Here is a 15,623-nt window from a genome sequence, read left to right as displayed (position 1 = left end):
GGGTTTCCCCGCCGTTTTTTATTTACAGCACCAGCCCGGCAAATGCCGCAGACAGCAGGCTGACAAGCGTCGCGCCATAAACAAGGCGCAGGCCAAAGCGAGAAACAACATTGCCCTGTTTTTCATTCAGGCCTTTAATTGCCCCGGCTACGATGCCGATTGACGCAAAGTTGGCAAACGACACCAGGAATACAGATAAGATCCCCAAACCGCGCGGCGTCAGCGTCGCCATGATTTTTTGCAGCTCAATCATCGCCACAAATTCATTCGCCACCAGCTTGGTCGCCATAATACCGGCGGCTTTCAAAGCATCCGGCGCTGGAATGCCTACCAGCCAGGCAAACGGGTAAAACACGTAGCCGAGGATCTGCTGGAAGCTCAGGCCGAACACCGTCGCGAACAGCGCGTTGATGGCGCTAATCAGGGCAATAAAACCAATCAGCATCGCCAGAATTATCATCGCTACTTTGAAACCGGCAAGGATGTACTCCCCCAGCATCTCAAAGAAACTCTGCGATTCGTGCAGTTTCTCAAGCTTGATTTCGGGTTCATCGCCCGGGCTTGTCGGGTTAATTATCGACACAATAATGAAGGTGCTGAACATATTGAGGATCAGCGCCGCCACAACATACTTCGGCTCCAGCATCGTCATGTACGCGCCGACAATAGACAGCGAAACGGTGGACATCGCCGTAGCCGCCATGGTGAACAGACGGCGGGAGCTGAGATCCCCAAGCACGCCTTTATACGCAATGAAGTTTTCCGACTGGCCCAGGATAAGCGAGCTGACGGCGTTAAACGACTCCAGTTTGCCGAGACCGTTAACTTTAGAAAGCAGCGTGCCCACAATGCGGATAATAATCGGCAGAATGCGGAAGTGCTGCAAAATCCCTATAAGGGCGGAGATGAAGATAATCGGGCACAGCACGCCGAGGAAGATAAACGCCAGCCCGGCCTTGCTCATACCGCCGAACACAAAGTCACTCCCCTGCCCGGCAAAGGTCAGAAGGTGCCCAAAGAAGCCGGATACGCCGTTAATCACCCACAGACCGCTGTCGGAGTGCAGGAAGAAGAAAGCCAGCAGGCCTTCAATAACGACAAGTTGTAACAAATAGCGGATGCGAATGGTCTTACGATCGAAGCTCACCAGCCACGCCAGTCCCATAATGACAAAAAGTGCGAGTAGAAAATGAAGGATATTCATGTGCAGTCTAATTTTGAAAGAAAGATATTTAGCCACAGCCTCCGCGCGAGGTAAATGGTGGCCATAAGAATATTTAACCATAAGTTTTTCCAATGACAGCATAGACTTACACTTAGCATGGTTACTATTTTTAACGTTAAATATTGCAGAGAAAATAAAATTTCAGAGCAAATAAACAGTAAAAACGAAACACGATTAATTCTCATTATTAATTCATTTCTTCAGAAATAAAATAATAGTAACAACCATTCTCATTACACTAATATAATTAACAATTCCTTTGCATTCGTAAAAATAAATAATTAAAGTAGCGCCATTAACGCCCCCACAATTTATGGAGCCTGTGATGCTGAAGACGGAAATGATCGAAAAACTGAACGAGCAGATGAACCTCGAACTCTACTCCTCGCTGCTCTACCAGCAGATGAGCGCTTGGTGCAGTTATCACAGCTTTGAGGGAGCGGCCGCGTTCCTGCGTCGCCATGCACAGGAAGAGATGGAACATATGCAGCGCCTGTTCGCATATTTAAGCGACACCGGAAATATGCCGCGCATTAACGCCATTGCGTCTCCATATTTAGAGTACGCCTCTCTTGATGAGTTATTTAAAGCGACTTACGAACACGAGCAGTTAATTACTCGTCAGATTAATGAGCTGACCCACTCAGCGATGATCTCCCAGGATTACCCAACCTTTAATTTCCTGCAGTGGTATGTTGCCGAGCAGCATGAAGAAGAGAAGCTGTTTAAATCCGTACTGGATAAACTCAGCCTGGTGGGCAAAAGCGGTGAAGGCCTGTACTTCATCGACAAAGAGCTGGCAACCCTGGACACCCAGGCTTAATTGTCGCTGTTACTCAGCAGGCCACTGCGGCCTGCTGATGTTTTATCTTAGTGTAACGCCCCGCCGTCGCGCTGGCTGTGCCAGTAGCCGTACAGTTCCAATGCAACCGGTTTAATCGCTTCGATACTCGCCCAGAATGCCTCCGGCGACAGCGTGTCAAACTTCTCCAGATTCTCTTCAAGACCATGTAAAGCAATGGCTTCAAGCGCAGGTTGCAGCGTTGCCGGGAGCGCAGGCCACTGTTCCAGAGCAACGCCGCGCATATAGCCGTAGCACCACTCCTCAACGATGGTAATTTCACGCCCATCCACTTCGTCGGTGCCAAACAGCGGCTCAAACTGCTCGGGATACCCGGCAAGACGCTCGGCAATATCGTTCATATGCTGGAATACCAGCACGTTAAAACGGGTTAACTCGTCGGCATTTTCCCACTCTGGCTCGGCATCGCCTCCCCATACTGCTCTCAGCACGGTTGCTGGCTCGGTCACTTTCGGGCCGGACAGGATGGCCGTCAGCAGCCCGTCCAGTTCGGCCACATCGATGACGGAATGGGTGGTCCCGAACTTCATCAGCACATCGTCAAGCCATACAATTTCGTCTTCGTTTAACGGTCCCTGGGTCATATGCTGGCTCCTCTGCGTAGCTCTTTTTAATAAAATGAGATGTATTCTACCCGCTCCGGGGCCTTAATGATTGCCGTGCTTTCACTCCGGCGATAAACAGTCCATCAGCATGGCTTTATTTATCTGCACCGGGGTCGCAGCATACAGCTTTTGCGGGATTCCGGCAGGAATAACCTGGTCATCGCCCGCAGCAATCACCAAAAGCTTACCCCCGTAACCAGAATAAAGTTTAGTGTTAATTGTAGAATGACATTTATTCCTGTAAGCAGAAACACTTGCAATTAGAGAATAAAAAACAGGCAGTAGGCACAAAAATATAATGGGAAAGGCGCGCCTGGGGAATTTGCTTTTGCCACAGCATAATTGCGGTGAGATAATGCCAACCTTAAGTACAAAGTCACTCCATAAAAACCTTGCGCTATCTGGTAATTAATAACGTTACTGTCACGTAATGTTAGTAATTTATTGATTCATCTCTGGGAGTTTTAAAACGTGAATACATTACTTGCCGGCGTCACGTTGCTTATTTTGGGCGACAGTCATGTCGCATTTAAGGATTCTCTGCTTTCTGTTTTACCCGAAGCCTATGAAAGCATGGGGGCAAAAGTTGTTACCTATGGCGTGTGTTCTTCAAGCCCGGCGGGTTGGGTAAAAGGCCCGAAAGACACCGGCTGTGGCGGCGTAGTCAGAAACGGCACCGGCCCGATAGCCGACCCTTCTGCCGCCACATTTCCCTTCCCGGACGTCGCCAGCCTGATTGATAAATGGCAGCCGACGGCGGTGATGTTTATCTACGGCGACACTATTGGCAGCTACACCGCAGACCCTTTCCCTGCCGATTGGATTGAAAACCAGGTGAAACCCGTAGCCGCGCTGGCCGGAGCCAAAACAAAATGCCTGTGGGTGGGGCCGACATGGGGTACGTTTAACCCTCGCTACGGTAAAACCGAAGAAACAACCAAACGTATCACCGGTTTCCTGTCATCCCACGTTCAGCCCTGCACCTACATCGACAGCACGTCGTTTATGCAAAATAAAGCGGTTGAAACCGTAGATGGCCTTCACCTGACGCCTAAAAGCTACAAAGCCTGGGGCGCAGGGATTGTGGACGCAACTTTGCCGCTACTAAGCGGGAACGGGAGTAAAAGCTGATTACTCAACGTCGACACGATATTGACGGGCTGCGCGGGCTGGCCGTGCTGCTGGTGATGTTTTTCCATGCCGGGTGGATTTCAGGCGGTTTTGTTGGGGTAGATGTTTTTTGCGTCATCTCGGGCTATTACATGAGCAAGATGGCGCTTATGCAGCAGCCTTTCGCCCCGATTAAATTCATGATCAGGCGTATACAACGCCTATTACCAGCACTGTTATGCATGGTGATAACGGTCTCAGCCCTGATGCTGTGGTGGCTATTGCCGCGGGACAGAGCTGATATTGCCTCCAACGGCATGTCCGCCCTCTTTTATTTATCTAATTTTTGGGCTCATCAGAACGTCGGCTATTTTGCCGGACAGTCGCTCGCCTATCCGTTCCTGCACACCTGGTCTCTGTCGCTGGAAATGCAGTTCTACCTGCTTATCCTGCTGCTGGGTATGGCAGGAAGGCGCTGGGGCACGCTAATCGCTATCGCGGTTATCTCTTTTGCCGTCTCGCAGTCCAGCTGGAGCATGGGATATTACGGTCTGGTAGACCGACTCTGGCAGTTTGCCCTCGGCGGCATTGTTGCCTGGCTACCGCTCTCTCGCTTGTCTTCGAAACTAAACTCGCTGTTTTACTGTATGGCGACCGCGGCTATCGTCGCCTGCGCCCTGCTGTATAACAACGCCTTTGCCAGCCCTTCGGCCTGGTCTTTACTGCCCTGCCTGGCTGCGGCTCTAATTCTGGCGCTGCCGAACGCTCCGGCAAACAGGTTGCTGGCCACGCTCTCCCCGCTGGGGCTTATCTCTTATTCACTCTATTTGTGGCACTGGCCGGTCATTGTCGGCGCTACCTATTTCTTTGAAAAGCAGATAACCGGCATCTTGATGGCCGCCGCACTCGTCACCTCTGTCGTGCTGGGCACTCTCAGCTACCTGCTGGTTGAGCGCAGAGCGCCGGTCAAGCTGCTGCTATCCATTAACGTGCTGGCCGCAGCCGGGCTGTTTATCGTCAGCAGTTATTGAGAGATCCAACTAATAAAGGGGAGCGTGATTTTCGGCGCTCCCTTTTTTATTTGCGGGAGGCCGGCGGCGGGATAGATCGAGGGAAAGCGTTAGCTAAATCGCAGACAATAAAAAACCACCCGAAGGTGGTTTACACGACACTGCTTATCATTGATTTTATTCTTTTTATTCCCATGGTACCCGGAGCGGGACTTGAACCCGCACAGCCATAAGCCGAGGGATTTTAAATCCCTTGTGTCTACCGATTTCACCATCCGGGCTCGGGGAAAATTGGAGGCGCGTTCCGGAGTCGAACCGGACTAGACGGATTTGCAATCCGCTACATAACCGCTTTGCTAACGCGCCAAAATCTCTTGCCTTTGCAGGCTGTAACAGACAAATATCTATTACTTAAATCTGGAGCGGGAAACGAGACTCGAACTCGCGACCCCGACCTTGGCAAGGTCGTGCTCTACCAACTGAGCTATTCCCGCAATTTGTACAAGTGACTGTTGGTGGCCGTTAAGCTAATCACTTGATTTTGTTATCATCCAGCAAGCCGTGCTGCCGTTCGATGCGATGCATTCTACTTACCTGACGCAATGAGTCAATGAAATTTTCTAACACCGCGAATCGTTTGCTGAATTTTGCGCCGGATAGATCACGGTTCGAGCAAATCGCCGCGTGCGGCAGCAAGATATTGGAACATTGACCAGAAAGTTAGCACCGCCGCGATGAAGAAAAGCGCGATCCCGGTGTACTCGATCCACATGTTCGGATGCCACAGCATACCGATCAGCGCCAGCATCTGCGCCATGGTTTTCGTTTTACCTATCCATGAGACGGCAACCCGGCTACGTTTGCCGATTTCAGCCATCCATTCACGCAGCGCGGAGATAATAATCTCGCGGGCGATCATCGTTGCCGCAGGCAGGGTCACCCACCAGGCATGATAGTGCTCAGCCACCAGCACCAGGGCCACCACAACCATGACTTTATCCGCCACCGGGTCGAGGAACGCGCCAAAGCGGGTGCTCTGGTTCCAGCGCCGCGCCAGGAAACCGTCAAACCAGTCGGTAATCGCCGCCAGCCAGAAGATAAAGGCGCAGAGGAAAGGGGCCCAGGTGAACGGCAGATAAAATGCCAGCACAAAGAATGGGATAAGGATGACACGAAACAGCGTGAGCAGTGTTGGGATATTGAATCGCATAGTGCCGGTTAACTATCTGTCATAAGTGGAAATTGTCTCTATGTTGCTACAGAGGCCCTAATGTTTCAACGAGTAGTAGATCTTTTCTGCCAATGCCTGCGAGATCCCCGGCACTTTTGCTATTTCCTCTATCGATGCATTGATTAACGGTTGCAATCCGCCCATATACTTTAGCAGGGTCTGGCGGCGCTTAGGCCCAATGCCCTCGATAGTCTCCAGCGAACTGGTACTTTTCACTTTGGCGCGTTTTTTACGGTGCCCGGAGATAGCATGGTCGTGCGAGTCATCGCGGATATGTTGAATAACGTGAAGCGCCGGTGAATCCGGCGGCAGAGCGAAGCCCTCACCTTCCGGCTCAAGGAACAGCGTCTCCAGCCCTGCCTTGCGGTCGCTGCCTTTTGCCACACCGAGCAATAAAGGATGATGCTTGTCCCATGGCACGTCCAGCTCGGCAAATACCGCCTTCGCCTGCCCCAGCTGCCCTTTCCCGCCGTCGATCAAAATCACATCCGGGATTTTACTTTCCTCGATGGCTTTACCGTAGCGACGGCGCAGTACCTGATTCATCGCCGCATAGTCATCTCCCGGCGTAATGCCGGTGATATTGTAGCGCCGGTATTCCGAACGCAGCGGTCCGTTGGTATCGAACACCACGCAGGAAGCAACGGTTTGCTCGCCCATCGTATGGCTGATATCGAAACATTCCATCCGCTTCACTTCCGGCAGCTTCAGCACTTCTGCCAGCGCTTTCAGGCGCTGATGAATGGTGGACTGCTGGGACAGCTTCGTCACCAATGCCGTTGCTGCGTTGGTACGAGCCAGCTTCAGGTAACGGGCGCGGTCGCCGCGCGGTTTCGTCTGCACGTTAACTTTGCGCCCGGCTAACTCACTCAGGGAATCCGCCAGCAGTGATTTATCAGCCAGGGCGAAGTCGAGCAGGATCTCGCCCGGCAAGGTTCGCATCTGGCTGCCCTGCAAATAGAACTGCCCGACAAAGGTTTCCACCACTTCGTTCAGTTCGGTTCCGGCCGGAACCTTCGGGAAATAGCTGCGGCTCCCCAGCACTTTTCCCTGGCGGATAAACAGGACATGAACACAGGCCATCCCCGCATCGAACGATACGCCGATAACATCGAGGTCGTCACCGGTATTCGAAACAAACTGTTTCTCGGTAATGCGCCGCACGGCCTGGATCTGATCGCGGATCCTTGCGGCCTCTTCGAACGCCAGGTTCTGGCTTGCCTGCTCCATTCGGCCTATCAGTTGCGTTAACACCTGGTCGTCTTTACCGGCCAGGAACAGGCGCACGTAATCAACCTGCTGGGCGTACTCTTCTTCGCTGACCAGGCCCGCCACACAAGGGCCGAGGCAGCGGCCAATTTGGTACTGAAGGCACGGGCGCGAACGGTTGCGGTAAACGCTGTTTTCACACTGACGAATCGGGAAAACTTTTTGCAGCAGCGCAAGCGTCTCGCGCACCGCGTAGCCGTTAGGGAAAGGGCCAAAATACTCACCCTTTGCGTGTTTTGCCCCACGGTGCATAGCAAGCCGCGGGTGGCTATCGCCGCTCAGGAAGATAAAGGGATAAGACTTATCGTCACGCAGCAGCACGTTATAGCGCGGCTGGTAGAGCTTGATGTAGTTGTGCTCCAGCAGCAGCGCTTCGGTTTCGGTGTGGGTAACGGTCACGTCGATATGCTGGATCAGCGCCACCAGCGCCTCGGTTTTGCGGCTTGCCAGATTAGTGCGGAAGTAGCTCGACAGACGTTTTTTCAGGTCTTTGGCTTTGCCGACGTAGATAACGGTGCCGCCGGCATCGTACATACGGTAGACGCCGGGCTTGCTGGTTACCGTCTTAAGAAAAGCCCGGGAATCAAAGGTTTCACTCACTACTGATTAACGTCTCCGCGTTGAATAGCCCGTGGCGAATCGCAAGGTGAGTCAGTTCCACATCGCCGCTGATATTCAATTTACTAAACATCCTGTAGCGATAGCTGTTCACCGTTTTCGGGCTGAGATTAAGCTGCTCAGAGATCTCATTGACCTTCTGGCCTTTGGTTATCATCAGCATAATCTGTAATTCACGCTCAGACAAACTGGCAAACGGGGATTCAGCCTCTGGCTCAATCTGGCTCAGGGCCATCTGCTGCGCGATGTCGGAGGCGATGTAGCGCTGCCCCGCATTAACCGAGCGAATAGCGTTCACCACATCCTGCGGCGCCGCTCCTTTACTCAAATAACCAGCCGCGCCCGCCTGCATCACTTTGGCAGGTAATGGGTTTTCGGTATGGATAGTCAACATGATAACTTTGATATCTGAAGAGTAACGCGCAATTTTGCGGGTGGCTTCCAGGCCGCCGATGCCCGGCATATTCATATCCATTAAGACAACATCGACCGGATTGCTGCGGCACCATTTGATGGCATCCTCGCCGCAGTTCGCTTCACCCGAGACTTTGATGCCCTTAATCTCTTCAAGAATGCGTCGTATCCCTGCGCGCACCAGTTCGTGGTCATCAACAAGAAGAACGTTGATCAAAGGACTATTCTCCAGAAGGGGATAACGCTGCTGATAGCTAATTGAGGCATATATTAGCTTTTTTCAGGCCACATTAAAATCCAAATTGCAGCCAGCAACATTTTGCTAACCACACGAAGAATATATCTTTACTTTCGATGGCATTTCTGTGGCATGCGTCAACTTTCTTCACACCCTGACGACAGCCTATTACCCGACAATAAAACACAGCTTATTATCCCAATTGGGCACGAGGGAGAATAATCTTCTTATTCTCCTGCCTTATTTAACACTGATTAAACGACAGTAAAACAATTTGTTTTTTCCATAAAAATGAGTGCGGCTAATAAGCAACAGCGCTTCATTGTTTATTACCATAAACATTGAACGCTTTCCCCTGCCTTAACATGAATAACTTTGCCAAAGCTTATGCTATACTCCGCCGCCGTATGAATATCACTGTGCATAATGGCAGCGAACTAACTAAGCATTGAGGAAAGTAAATGAGCACTCCTGATTTTTCCACAGCCGAAAACACCAGCGAACTGGCGCAAGAAGTTGCCTGTATGAAAACGCTGTTAACCCTGATGCTTCAGGCTATGGGCCAGGCTGATGCGGGCCGAGTTATCCTGAAAATGGAAAAGCAAATCGCTCAACTGGAAGACCAAACTCAGGCTGAGGTATTCACTAATACCGTTAAGCAAATTAAACAGGCTTACCGTCAATAAGCCGGGGGCGGCTGGCAAGTAGCGTTTCGCCAGCCGTCAGCGCCTGACGCACACTGCTGTATTGTGCTTAGATAATCCCCATCGCCGCCGCATAACACGCAATCTGCGTTTTGTTAGGGGCATTAAATTTCTTCTGCATATTCTTCTGGTGGAAATTCACCGTATTCTCAGAAATAGACAAAATAATAGCGATTTCCGCCGAGGTTTTCCCTTCCCCCGTCCATTGCAAAATCTCACGTTCACGCTTGCTAAGCTTCATTTCCAGCATTTCCAGCGCCGGATCTTCCAGGCGAGCCATGGTTGATAAACTCAGTTCCGCCAGGTAATTAAGACGCAATCCAAGTTCATCATCCGGCATCAGCTCTGAGCGAATCGACGTCCGTGACACGGAGAAGAAACCTGCTGCGCGGTTAGGCGCCATCACACAAAGCGATCGGCCAGAAGCCAGCCCGTGGTCGCGTGCGGCGTCCCAAAGGTCTCTGGCATCGGCAAATAATGCGTCACTCCAGATTATTTCCCCGCGTATAAAGCTAGCCTGTTTAAGCACCGGATCGACGGCGAAATAATTTTCGCTGACATAACAATCCAGCCATTTTTGCGGATAAGAACTTTGCAGCGATAATTTAGGCCGGGTAAAAGGCACCGGGTGCCGGACACACAGTGAAAAATAATCAAACTCAAGCTGCTGAGTTTGTCGTTGAACTAAAGTTTGTAATTCGCTGGCTTGAGTAATTGACAGGAATTGCTCGAGCATATCCCGTCGCCAGCTAAAAAAGTCGCGATCCAGCATTATATCTGGCGTGTCTCCTGGCGCTAAAAATGAATTCATTAATAGAATGTAATACGCTAACACATTTATTAAAGTTATTGATGATATTTATTGTCTGGATCGCACAATTCTTCGGTTATAACGAATGTCAGGAAAAATTTACTGGAGCTGAGTATGGTTACCTCTGCGTTTTCCCCTCTTCTTACCGCAATGATAAACGCCCTCGGGCTGAAGACGCCTATGCTTCCCGTTATCGTCGGCGGAGAAGGTGAATTACCTTCCTGCTTCCCGGTCACCGGGCTGGCGACGGCAAGCATCGCCGCCGCAGGGATAGCCCTGAGAGATTTGTTATCACGCCCCGATGCCCCGATGTATCTCGACCAGAGGCTAGCCTCATTTTGGTTTTCCTCGAGCCATATGCCGATTAACCGCGCGCCGGCTGCCCTGTGGGACGAATTCGCCGGAGATTACGCAACGCGAGACGGCTGGATCAGGCTGCATACCAATGCGCCCCACCACCGCAAGGCGATGGAACAGATCCTCGGCATCAGCGAGAACAAAAGCGCGCTCGCCCGGCAGGTAGCTGGCTGGAAAAAAGGCGAGCTTGAACAGGCTGTGGTTAACGCCGGTGGCTGCGCCGCCGCGATGCTCAGCCGCGATGAATGGCTTAGCCACCCACACGGTAAAACCGTGGCCGCAGAACCCTTATTCTGGCAGAACCTGCACGACGAAGCGCCACGTATAAAAATGCATCTTCCCGTTGCTCGCCCGCTGGCGGGCATAAAGGTACTCGATCTGACCCGGATTATTGCCGGGCCGGTGGCCACTCGTTTTCTTGCCGGTCTTGGCGCAACGGTTTTACGCCTCGACCCACCGGGCTGGGAAGAGCCCACCCTTGCCGAGGAAGTCACTCTCGGTAAAAAATGCGCCCGCCTTGATCTCAAATCCGCAGCGGAACGCGAACAATTTAAAGCCCTGCTTTGTGAGGCCGACGTGCTGGTGCACGGATACCGCTCGGACGCCCTTGAAGCGCTGGGCTTCGACGAACAAAACCGCCAGGCGATATCTCCGGGCCTGATTGACGTTTCGCTCAATGCCTGGGGCTGGACCGGCCCCTGGCGTAACAGGCGAGGGTTCGACAGCCTGGTGCAAATGGCCTGCGGAATCGCCGAAGCGGGCCAGCGCTGGCAAAATGCCCTCAGGCCTCACCCGCTGCCGGTTCAGGCGCTGGATCACGCCACCGGCTATCTGATGGCCGCCGCCGTACTTCGGGGGCTAAAAATAAGGCAAGAGCAGCACCGGGGCTACAGCGCCCGGCTTTCCCTTGCCCGCACCGCCGCAATGCTGCTCGCCTACGATGTTGGAGAACAGCGGCCGCTTGCCGCAATAAATAAACGGGACCTACAGCCGCTGATGGAGTGGTCGGTCTTCGGCTGCGGAAGCCGCCTTAAATTCCCGCTGATGCTGGCCGGTACACCGCTCGCCTGGGCTACTCCGCCGGTGGCTTTGGGATCTGGTTCTCCCGGCTGGTAAAGCAATGGCCCGCGCCGGGCAACGGGCCTTTTAGCGAGCGAGAAACTTATCCAGAAATTGCCGCGTGCGGGGCTGCTGAGGGTTGGCAAAAAGTTCTTTTGCCGGCCCCTGCTCTACAATCTTCCCCTGATCCATAAATATTGCCCGGTCGGCAACGTCCCGGGCAAAGCTCATCTCATGGGTGACGATAACCATGGTGCGCTTCTCTTCCGCCAGTTGGCGAATAGTGCTCAGCACCTCTCCCACCAGCTCAGGGTCAAGCGCCGAGGTTGGTTCATCAAACAGGATAACTTCCGGGCGCATCGCCAGGGCGCGGGCAATGGCGACACGCTGCTGCTGCCCGCCGGATAAACGGCGCGGATAGCTGGTTTCTTTCCCGCTCAGGCCGACTTTTACCAGTAGCTCGCGGGCCATAGCAATCGCCTGCTCTTTCGGCTCACCCTTAACGATGACCGGACCTTCAATTATGTTTTCCAGCACCGTGCGATGCGGGAAAAGATTGAAGTTCTGGAATACAAAACCCACCTGCTGGCGCAGTTCGCGGATTTTCTCTTTCTGTTTTGCCAACGGCCGGGCGGCGTCAATAACAATATCGCCTACCTGAATCGTGCCGCTTTCCGGCTCTTCAAGCAGGTTGATGCTGCGCAATAGCGTGGTCTTACCGGAGCCGCTTGGACCGATGATCGCCACCACTTCACCCGGTTTCACCTCGAGATTTATGCCGTGCAGCACGGTCACACCGTGGAACTTTTTCACCAGTTTTTTGATATCGATGGCGCTCATTTCGGCTCCCTGTCCTGGCGATTAAGCTGGTTTTCGAAATAATTTTGCAGCGAGGAGAGCACCGTCGCCATCACCCAATAAACCAGCGAGGCGGCAAGATACATAGTAAACACCTCCAGGGTGCGGGAGGTAATCAGCTGCGCCTGGCGGAACAGCTCCGGCACCTGAATCGTCGCCGCCAGAGAAGTATCTTTTACCAGGCTGATAAAGCTATTCCCGAGAGGCGGCAACGCCACGCGCAAGGACTGAGGTAAAATAGCCCTGCGCAACGCCTGCCCGCGCGTCATACCGATACTTGCAGCCGCTTCCCACTGCCCTTTATCAATGGACGAAATAGCCGCGCGCAGCGTTTCTGACGCATAAGCTGCGGTATTTAACGACAGGCCAATCATCGCCGATGGAATAGGATCCAGCTCGATGCCAAACTGCGGCAACCCGTAATAAATCATAAACAGCTGGGCGATGAGCGGCGTGCCGCGAAAAATCGACACATAAAAGCGCGACAGCAGCGAGAACGGTAAAAACGAAGACAGGCGCATCAGCGCCAGCATAAAACCGAGGATCAGGCCGAAGAACATCCCGCCGATACTCAGCTCCAGGGTAAAAACTGCCCCTTTGAGCAGATAAGGTGCCGAGTCCAGCACCAGTTGCAGACTTTCTTGCATTATGGTTCCTGATTATCAAGTCTTGCCCTGCTCCGCCCTCTACAGGTGCGGATGATAAGCAAACAACGCGGGCGCGCCGCCGGTATGAATAAAGACTATCGGGCCCTGATCCTTAAATCTTTTTTGCGCCACGCCGTCGATAAGCCCGGCCATTGCCTTACCGGTATAAACCGGATCGAGCAGGATCCCTTCCAGCCTGGCAAGCAGTTTTACCGCCTCCATGCCTTCATCGTTCGGCGTACCGTAACCCGGCGCGAAATAGTCGTCCCATAGGATGATGTCGCTGGTAGCGCTGACCTCAAGAGACTGGGCAACCGCCTGTTGCAGCGCAATAACCTTTGGTTTCTGCTGCGCGACGGTTCTTGAAACCGTTACGCCAATAAGCTCTACGTCCGGCATCAGTTGCTCAAGGCCAACCGCGAGGCCCGCATGAGTACCGGCGCTGCCGGAAGCAACGACTACGGAGGACAGATTAACCGCGTCCTCACACTGCTGAGCAATTTCCAGCGCGCTTTCAACATAACCCAGCGCACCCAAGGCGTTAGAACCGCCAACCGGAATAACATAAGGGCGGAACCCCTGAGCCTCCAGGCGAACGGCAATCTCTTCAAGCTGCTTGTCCGGGGCGCTTAACGCCTCACACATTTCAACTTCAACATTAAACAAGTCGAGCAGCAGACGGTTACCGTTGGTCAGGTAGTTTGGCGCGCTGGTACCGATGGGGTTTTCCAGCAGCGCCACGCAGTTTAAGCCCAGCTTAGCCGCTACCGCCGCAGTCTGGCGCACATGGTTCGACTGAATAGCCCCCGCGGTGACCAGCGTGTCGGCACCTTCGCGCAGTGCGTCAGCCGCAAGGAACTCAAGCTTACGCAGCTTATTGCCGCCCATAGCCATCGGCGTAACATCATCACGTTTAATATAGATTTCGCGGCCAAGATAATCAGAAAAGCGCGGCAGGTATTCCAGCGGAGTAGGCGCGCCGATAAATTCCAGACGCGGAAAACGCGTTAAATGATGCAGTGACATAGGGCCTCCTGAGCCGATAGCGATATCCAGTTTCATTATGCACCAGACAAGCACGTTGCCCCGCCCCGGTAAATAAAAAAGGTGCTGAAATCAGCACCTTTTTACGGTGAGCGAACGCTATTTAGTCACGTCAGCGCCAAACCACTTATCGGAAAGCTTCGCCAGAGAGCCGTCTTTCTGCATCTCAGCGATAGCCGCATCGATGGCCTTCAGCAGATCTTCATTGCCTTTACGCACGGCAACGCCTGATTCCTGACGGGAGAATGCGTCGCCCGCTACCGCCAGCGTATCTTTAGTTTTCTTGACAAGATCCAGCGCGGCAAGGCGGTCAACCAGAATAGCGTCAATACGGCCTACGCGCAGATCCTGATATTTGGTTGGGTCATCATCATAGGTACGAATATCTACGCCCGGCACGTTTTCACGCAGCCACTGCTCGTAGTTAGTTCCGAGGCCCACACCCACTTTTTTACCTTTGAGGTCAGCTGCGGTTTTAATGCCGCCTTCATTGCCTTTTTTAACCAGCGCCTGAATACCGGAAACGGTATAAGGCGTGGAGAAGTCGTATTTTTTCTTACGTTCTTCGGAGATAGTGACCTGGTTAATGACCACGTCGATACGTTTGGAGTCTAAAGATGCCAGCATGCCGTCCCATTTAGTGGGTTTCAGCGCCGCTTTAACGCCAAGATGCTGAGCCAGCTGCTCGGCAAATTCGACTTCAAAGCCGGTGAGCTTGCCGTCATCGCCCTGGAAGCTGAACGGAGGATAGGTGCCTTCCAGGCCAACCAGCAGCGTGCCGCGCTCTTTGACTTTATTAAGAAGGTTTTCTGCCGCGAAGGTTTTTACGCTGGCGCCAGCCACCAGCGCCACTGCCAGTACGCCCATCAGCGCCTGACGCCCTGCCATTGCTAGTTTCATGTTTACCCCGATAATTTACATTTTTTGTAGTGTAGCGGCCCGGCCCGGGATATATCAAAACCAGTCCGCTACAACTTATGCAAATTTAGTATATATCGGAAGTTGCGCTAATTTCCTGACGCGGGATCGCATACCCCTGCACCTGAAATTGCCAATACTTTCGCAATGCAATGCGGTAGTTATTGGTGCTGGTTCTCGGCAACCAGGCATCCAGAGTTTCATCCAGCAGCCCTTGCGGCGAGCCGGGAAGCGGGACTTTATTTTCGCTTAAATGGTTGCCAAGGCGACGCAGGCGCACCACATACTCACGTATCGTCCCGTGGCTCATTTCGGTTTGCTCAAAGAGATATTGCTTGAAACCGATAATATCGAAGTAATTATTTTGTTCTTTGCAGTGCAAATCGCCACAAAAACGACACAGCGCAACCCATTCCTTTTGCTCGATAAGCCAGGTGGCCTCGTCAATTAAGGTATCCAGTTGAGCAATGGTGGCTTTATTAATAATGACCCCGCTACGCGTCAGCGTGATACGGTCAAGAAGCTTGCTGCAATGTGCACAATGTGTCTGGGTGTGTTTGAAATCTTTGAGATAGCGGCTTAATGGCCGTCTTTTTGACTGCTGCACCGTCATGATAATTCCCAGGTCGTCAGATAATTGTGC

At 52.6% G+C, this 15,623-nt stretch carries 16 protein-coding genes and 3 tRNA genes; 5 read left to right on the top strand and 14 right to left on the bottom strand.

Going from position 1 to position 15,623, the window contains the following annotated elements; genetic code table 11:
• Positions 1-22: 22 nt before the first annotated feature.
• Positions 23-1,204, bottom strand: coding sequence for a NupC/NupG family nucleoside CNT transporter (locus FOC35_RS17385; RefSeq protein ID WP_039899342.1), 1,182 nt, complete (start codon positions 1,202-1,204; stop codon positions 23-25).
• Positions 1,205-1,550: 346 nt separating this feature from the next.
• Between FOC35_RS17385 and ftnA the strand changes: the two genes are divergently transcribed.
• Entirely contained in the window at positions 1,551-2,048 is a 498-nt protein-coding gene (gene ftnA, locus FOC35_RS17380) for a non-heme ferritin (protein WP_039898356.1), read from the top strand.
• Positions 2,049-2,095: 47 nt separating this feature from the next.
• Here ftnA and FOC35_RS17375 read toward each other — a convergent pair whose 3' ends face one another.
• The gene (locus FOC35_RS17375; protein ID WP_172569618.1) at positions 2,096-2,671 is read right to left on the bottom strand and encodes a UPF0149 family protein; all 576 of its coding nucleotides are present in this window, start codon (positions 2,669-2,671) and stop codon (positions 2,096-2,098) included.
• 492 nt (positions 2,672-3,163) lie between these two features.
• Here FOC35_RS17375 and FOC35_RS17370 point away from each other — a divergent pair, with 492 nt between their 5' ends.
• Both FOC35_RS17370 and FOC35_RS17365 read left to right on the top strand, forming a co-directional pair.
• Positions 3,164-3,823: an SGNH/GDSL hydrolase family protein gene (locus FOC35_RS17370; protein ID WP_172569617.1), complete on the top strand. Its 660-nt coding sequence runs from the start codon at positions 3,164-3,166 to the stop codon at positions 3,821-3,823.
• Positions 3,820-4,833 (top strand): acyltransferase family protein, encoded by a 1,014-nt coding sequence (locus tag FOC35_RS17365; protein WP_371810768.1) that lies wholly within the window; start codon positions 3,820-3,822, stop codon positions 4,831-4,833. The genes FOC35_RS17370 and FOC35_RS17365 overlap by 4 nt, the downstream gene beginning before the upstream one ends.
• Positions 4,834-5,007: 174 nt before the next feature.
• On the opposite strand, the gene FOC35_RS17360 is transcribed toward FOC35_RS17365, so the two are convergent.
• From FOC35_RS17360 to uvrY, 6 genes are all read right to left on the bottom strand, one after another.
• Positions 5,008-5,093: transfer RNA gene (locus FOC35_RS17360), tRNA-Leu, on the bottom strand.
• Between the two features lie 11 nt (positions 5,094-5,104).
• A tRNA-Cys gene (locus FOC35_RS17355) sits at positions 5,105-5,178 on the bottom strand.
• A 52-nt stretch (positions 5,179-5,230) separates the two neighbouring features.
• A tRNA-Gly gene (locus tag FOC35_RS17350) sits at positions 5,231-5,306 on the bottom strand.
• A 167-nt stretch (positions 5,307-5,473) separates the two neighbouring features.
• The gene (gene pgsA, locus FOC35_RS17345; RefSeq protein ID WP_172569616.1) at positions 5,474-6,022 is read right to left on the bottom strand and encodes a CDP-diacylglycerol--glycerol-3-phosphate 3-phosphatidyltransferase; all 549 of its coding nucleotides are present in this window, start codon (positions 6,020-6,022) and stop codon (positions 5,474-5,476) included.
• A gap of 57 nt (positions 6,023-6,079) precedes the next feature.
• Positions 6,080-7,912, bottom strand: a complete 1,833-nt coding sequence (uvrC, locus tag FOC35_RS17340; protein ID WP_016537014.1) for an excinuclease ABC subunit UvrC — start codon at positions 7,910-7,912, stop codon at positions 6,080-6,082.
• Positions 7,905-8,561 (bottom strand): UvrY/SirA/GacA family response regulator transcription factor, encoded by a 657-nt coding sequence (gene uvrY / locus FOC35_RS17335; RefSeq protein ID WP_038481686.1) that lies wholly within the window; start codon positions 8,559-8,561, stop codon positions 7,905-7,907. The genes uvrC and uvrY overlap by 8 nt, the downstream gene beginning before the upstream one ends.
• Before the next feature lie 482 nt (positions 8,562-9,043).
• Here uvrY and FOC35_RS17330 point away from each other — a divergent pair, with 482 nt between their 5' ends.
• Positions 9,044-9,268 carry a DUF2594 family protein gene (locus tag FOC35_RS17330; protein WP_016537017.1) on the top strand — a complete coding sequence of 75 codons (225 nt, stop codon included), beginning with the start codon at positions 9,044-9,046 and terminating at the stop codon, positions 9,266-9,268.
• Positions 9,269-9,335: 67 nt separating this feature from the next.
• Here FOC35_RS17330 and sdiA read toward each other — a convergent pair whose 3' ends face one another.
• Entirely contained in the window at positions 9,336-10,058 is a 723-nt protein-coding gene (sdiA, locus tag FOC35_RS17325) for a transcriptional regulator SdiA (RefSeq protein WP_172570391.1), read from the bottom strand.
• A gap of 153 nt (positions 10,059-10,211) precedes the next feature.
• Between sdiA and FOC35_RS17320 the strand changes: the two genes are divergently transcribed.
• Positions 10,212-11,570 (top strand): CoA transferase, encoded by a 1,359-nt coding sequence (locus tag FOC35_RS17320; RefSeq protein WP_172569615.1) that lies wholly within the window; start codon positions 10,212-10,214, stop codon positions 11,568-11,570.
• A gap of 30 nt (positions 11,571-11,600) precedes the next feature.
• Here FOC35_RS17320 and tcyN read toward each other — a convergent pair whose 3' ends face one another.
• The 5 genes from tcyN to fliZ form a co-directional block, all read right to left on the bottom strand.
• Positions 11,601-12,353 (bottom strand): L-cystine ABC transporter ATP-binding protein TcyN, encoded by a 753-nt coding sequence (tcyN, locus tag FOC35_RS17315; RefSeq protein ID WP_172569614.1) that lies wholly within the window; start codon positions 12,351-12,353, stop codon positions 11,601-11,603.
• Complete coding sequence (gene tcyL / locus FOC35_RS17310; RefSeq protein ID WP_016537021.1) at positions 12,350-13,018, bottom strand: cystine ABC transporter permease; 669 nt, start codon at positions 13,016-13,018, stop codon at positions 12,350-12,352. Before tcyL ends, tcyN begins: the two co-directional genes overlap by 4 nt.
• Before the next feature lie 39 nt (positions 13,019-13,057).
• The gene (dcyD, locus tag FOC35_RS17305; RefSeq protein WP_172569613.1) at positions 13,058-14,044 is read right to left on the bottom strand and encodes a D-cysteine desulfhydrase; all 987 of its coding nucleotides are present in this window, start codon (positions 14,042-14,044) and stop codon (positions 13,058-13,060) included.
• A gap of 117 nt (positions 14,045-14,161) precedes the next feature.
• Positions 14,162-14,962, bottom strand: coding sequence for a cystine ABC transporter substrate-binding protein (tcyJ, locus tag FOC35_RS17300; protein WP_172569612.1), 801 nt, complete (start codon positions 14,960-14,962; stop codon positions 14,162-14,164).
• Positions 14,963-15,047: 85 nt separating this feature from the next.
• Positions 15,048-15,593, bottom strand: a complete 546-nt coding sequence (gene fliZ, locus FOC35_RS17295) for a flagella biosynthesis regulatory protein FliZ (RefSeq protein WP_016537024.1) — start codon at positions 15,591-15,593, stop codon at positions 15,048-15,050.
• Positions 15,594-15,623: the final 30 nt, after the last annotated feature.

Source organism: Cedecea sp. FDAARGOS_727, from assembly GCF_012273235.1.
GTDB lineage: Bacteria > Pseudomonadota > Gammaproteobacteria > Enterobacterales > Enterobacteriaceae > Cedecea > Cedecea davisae.
Note: the sequence above shows the minus strand (reverse complement) of the source record. Positions and strands in the feature narration are given on the sequence as shown.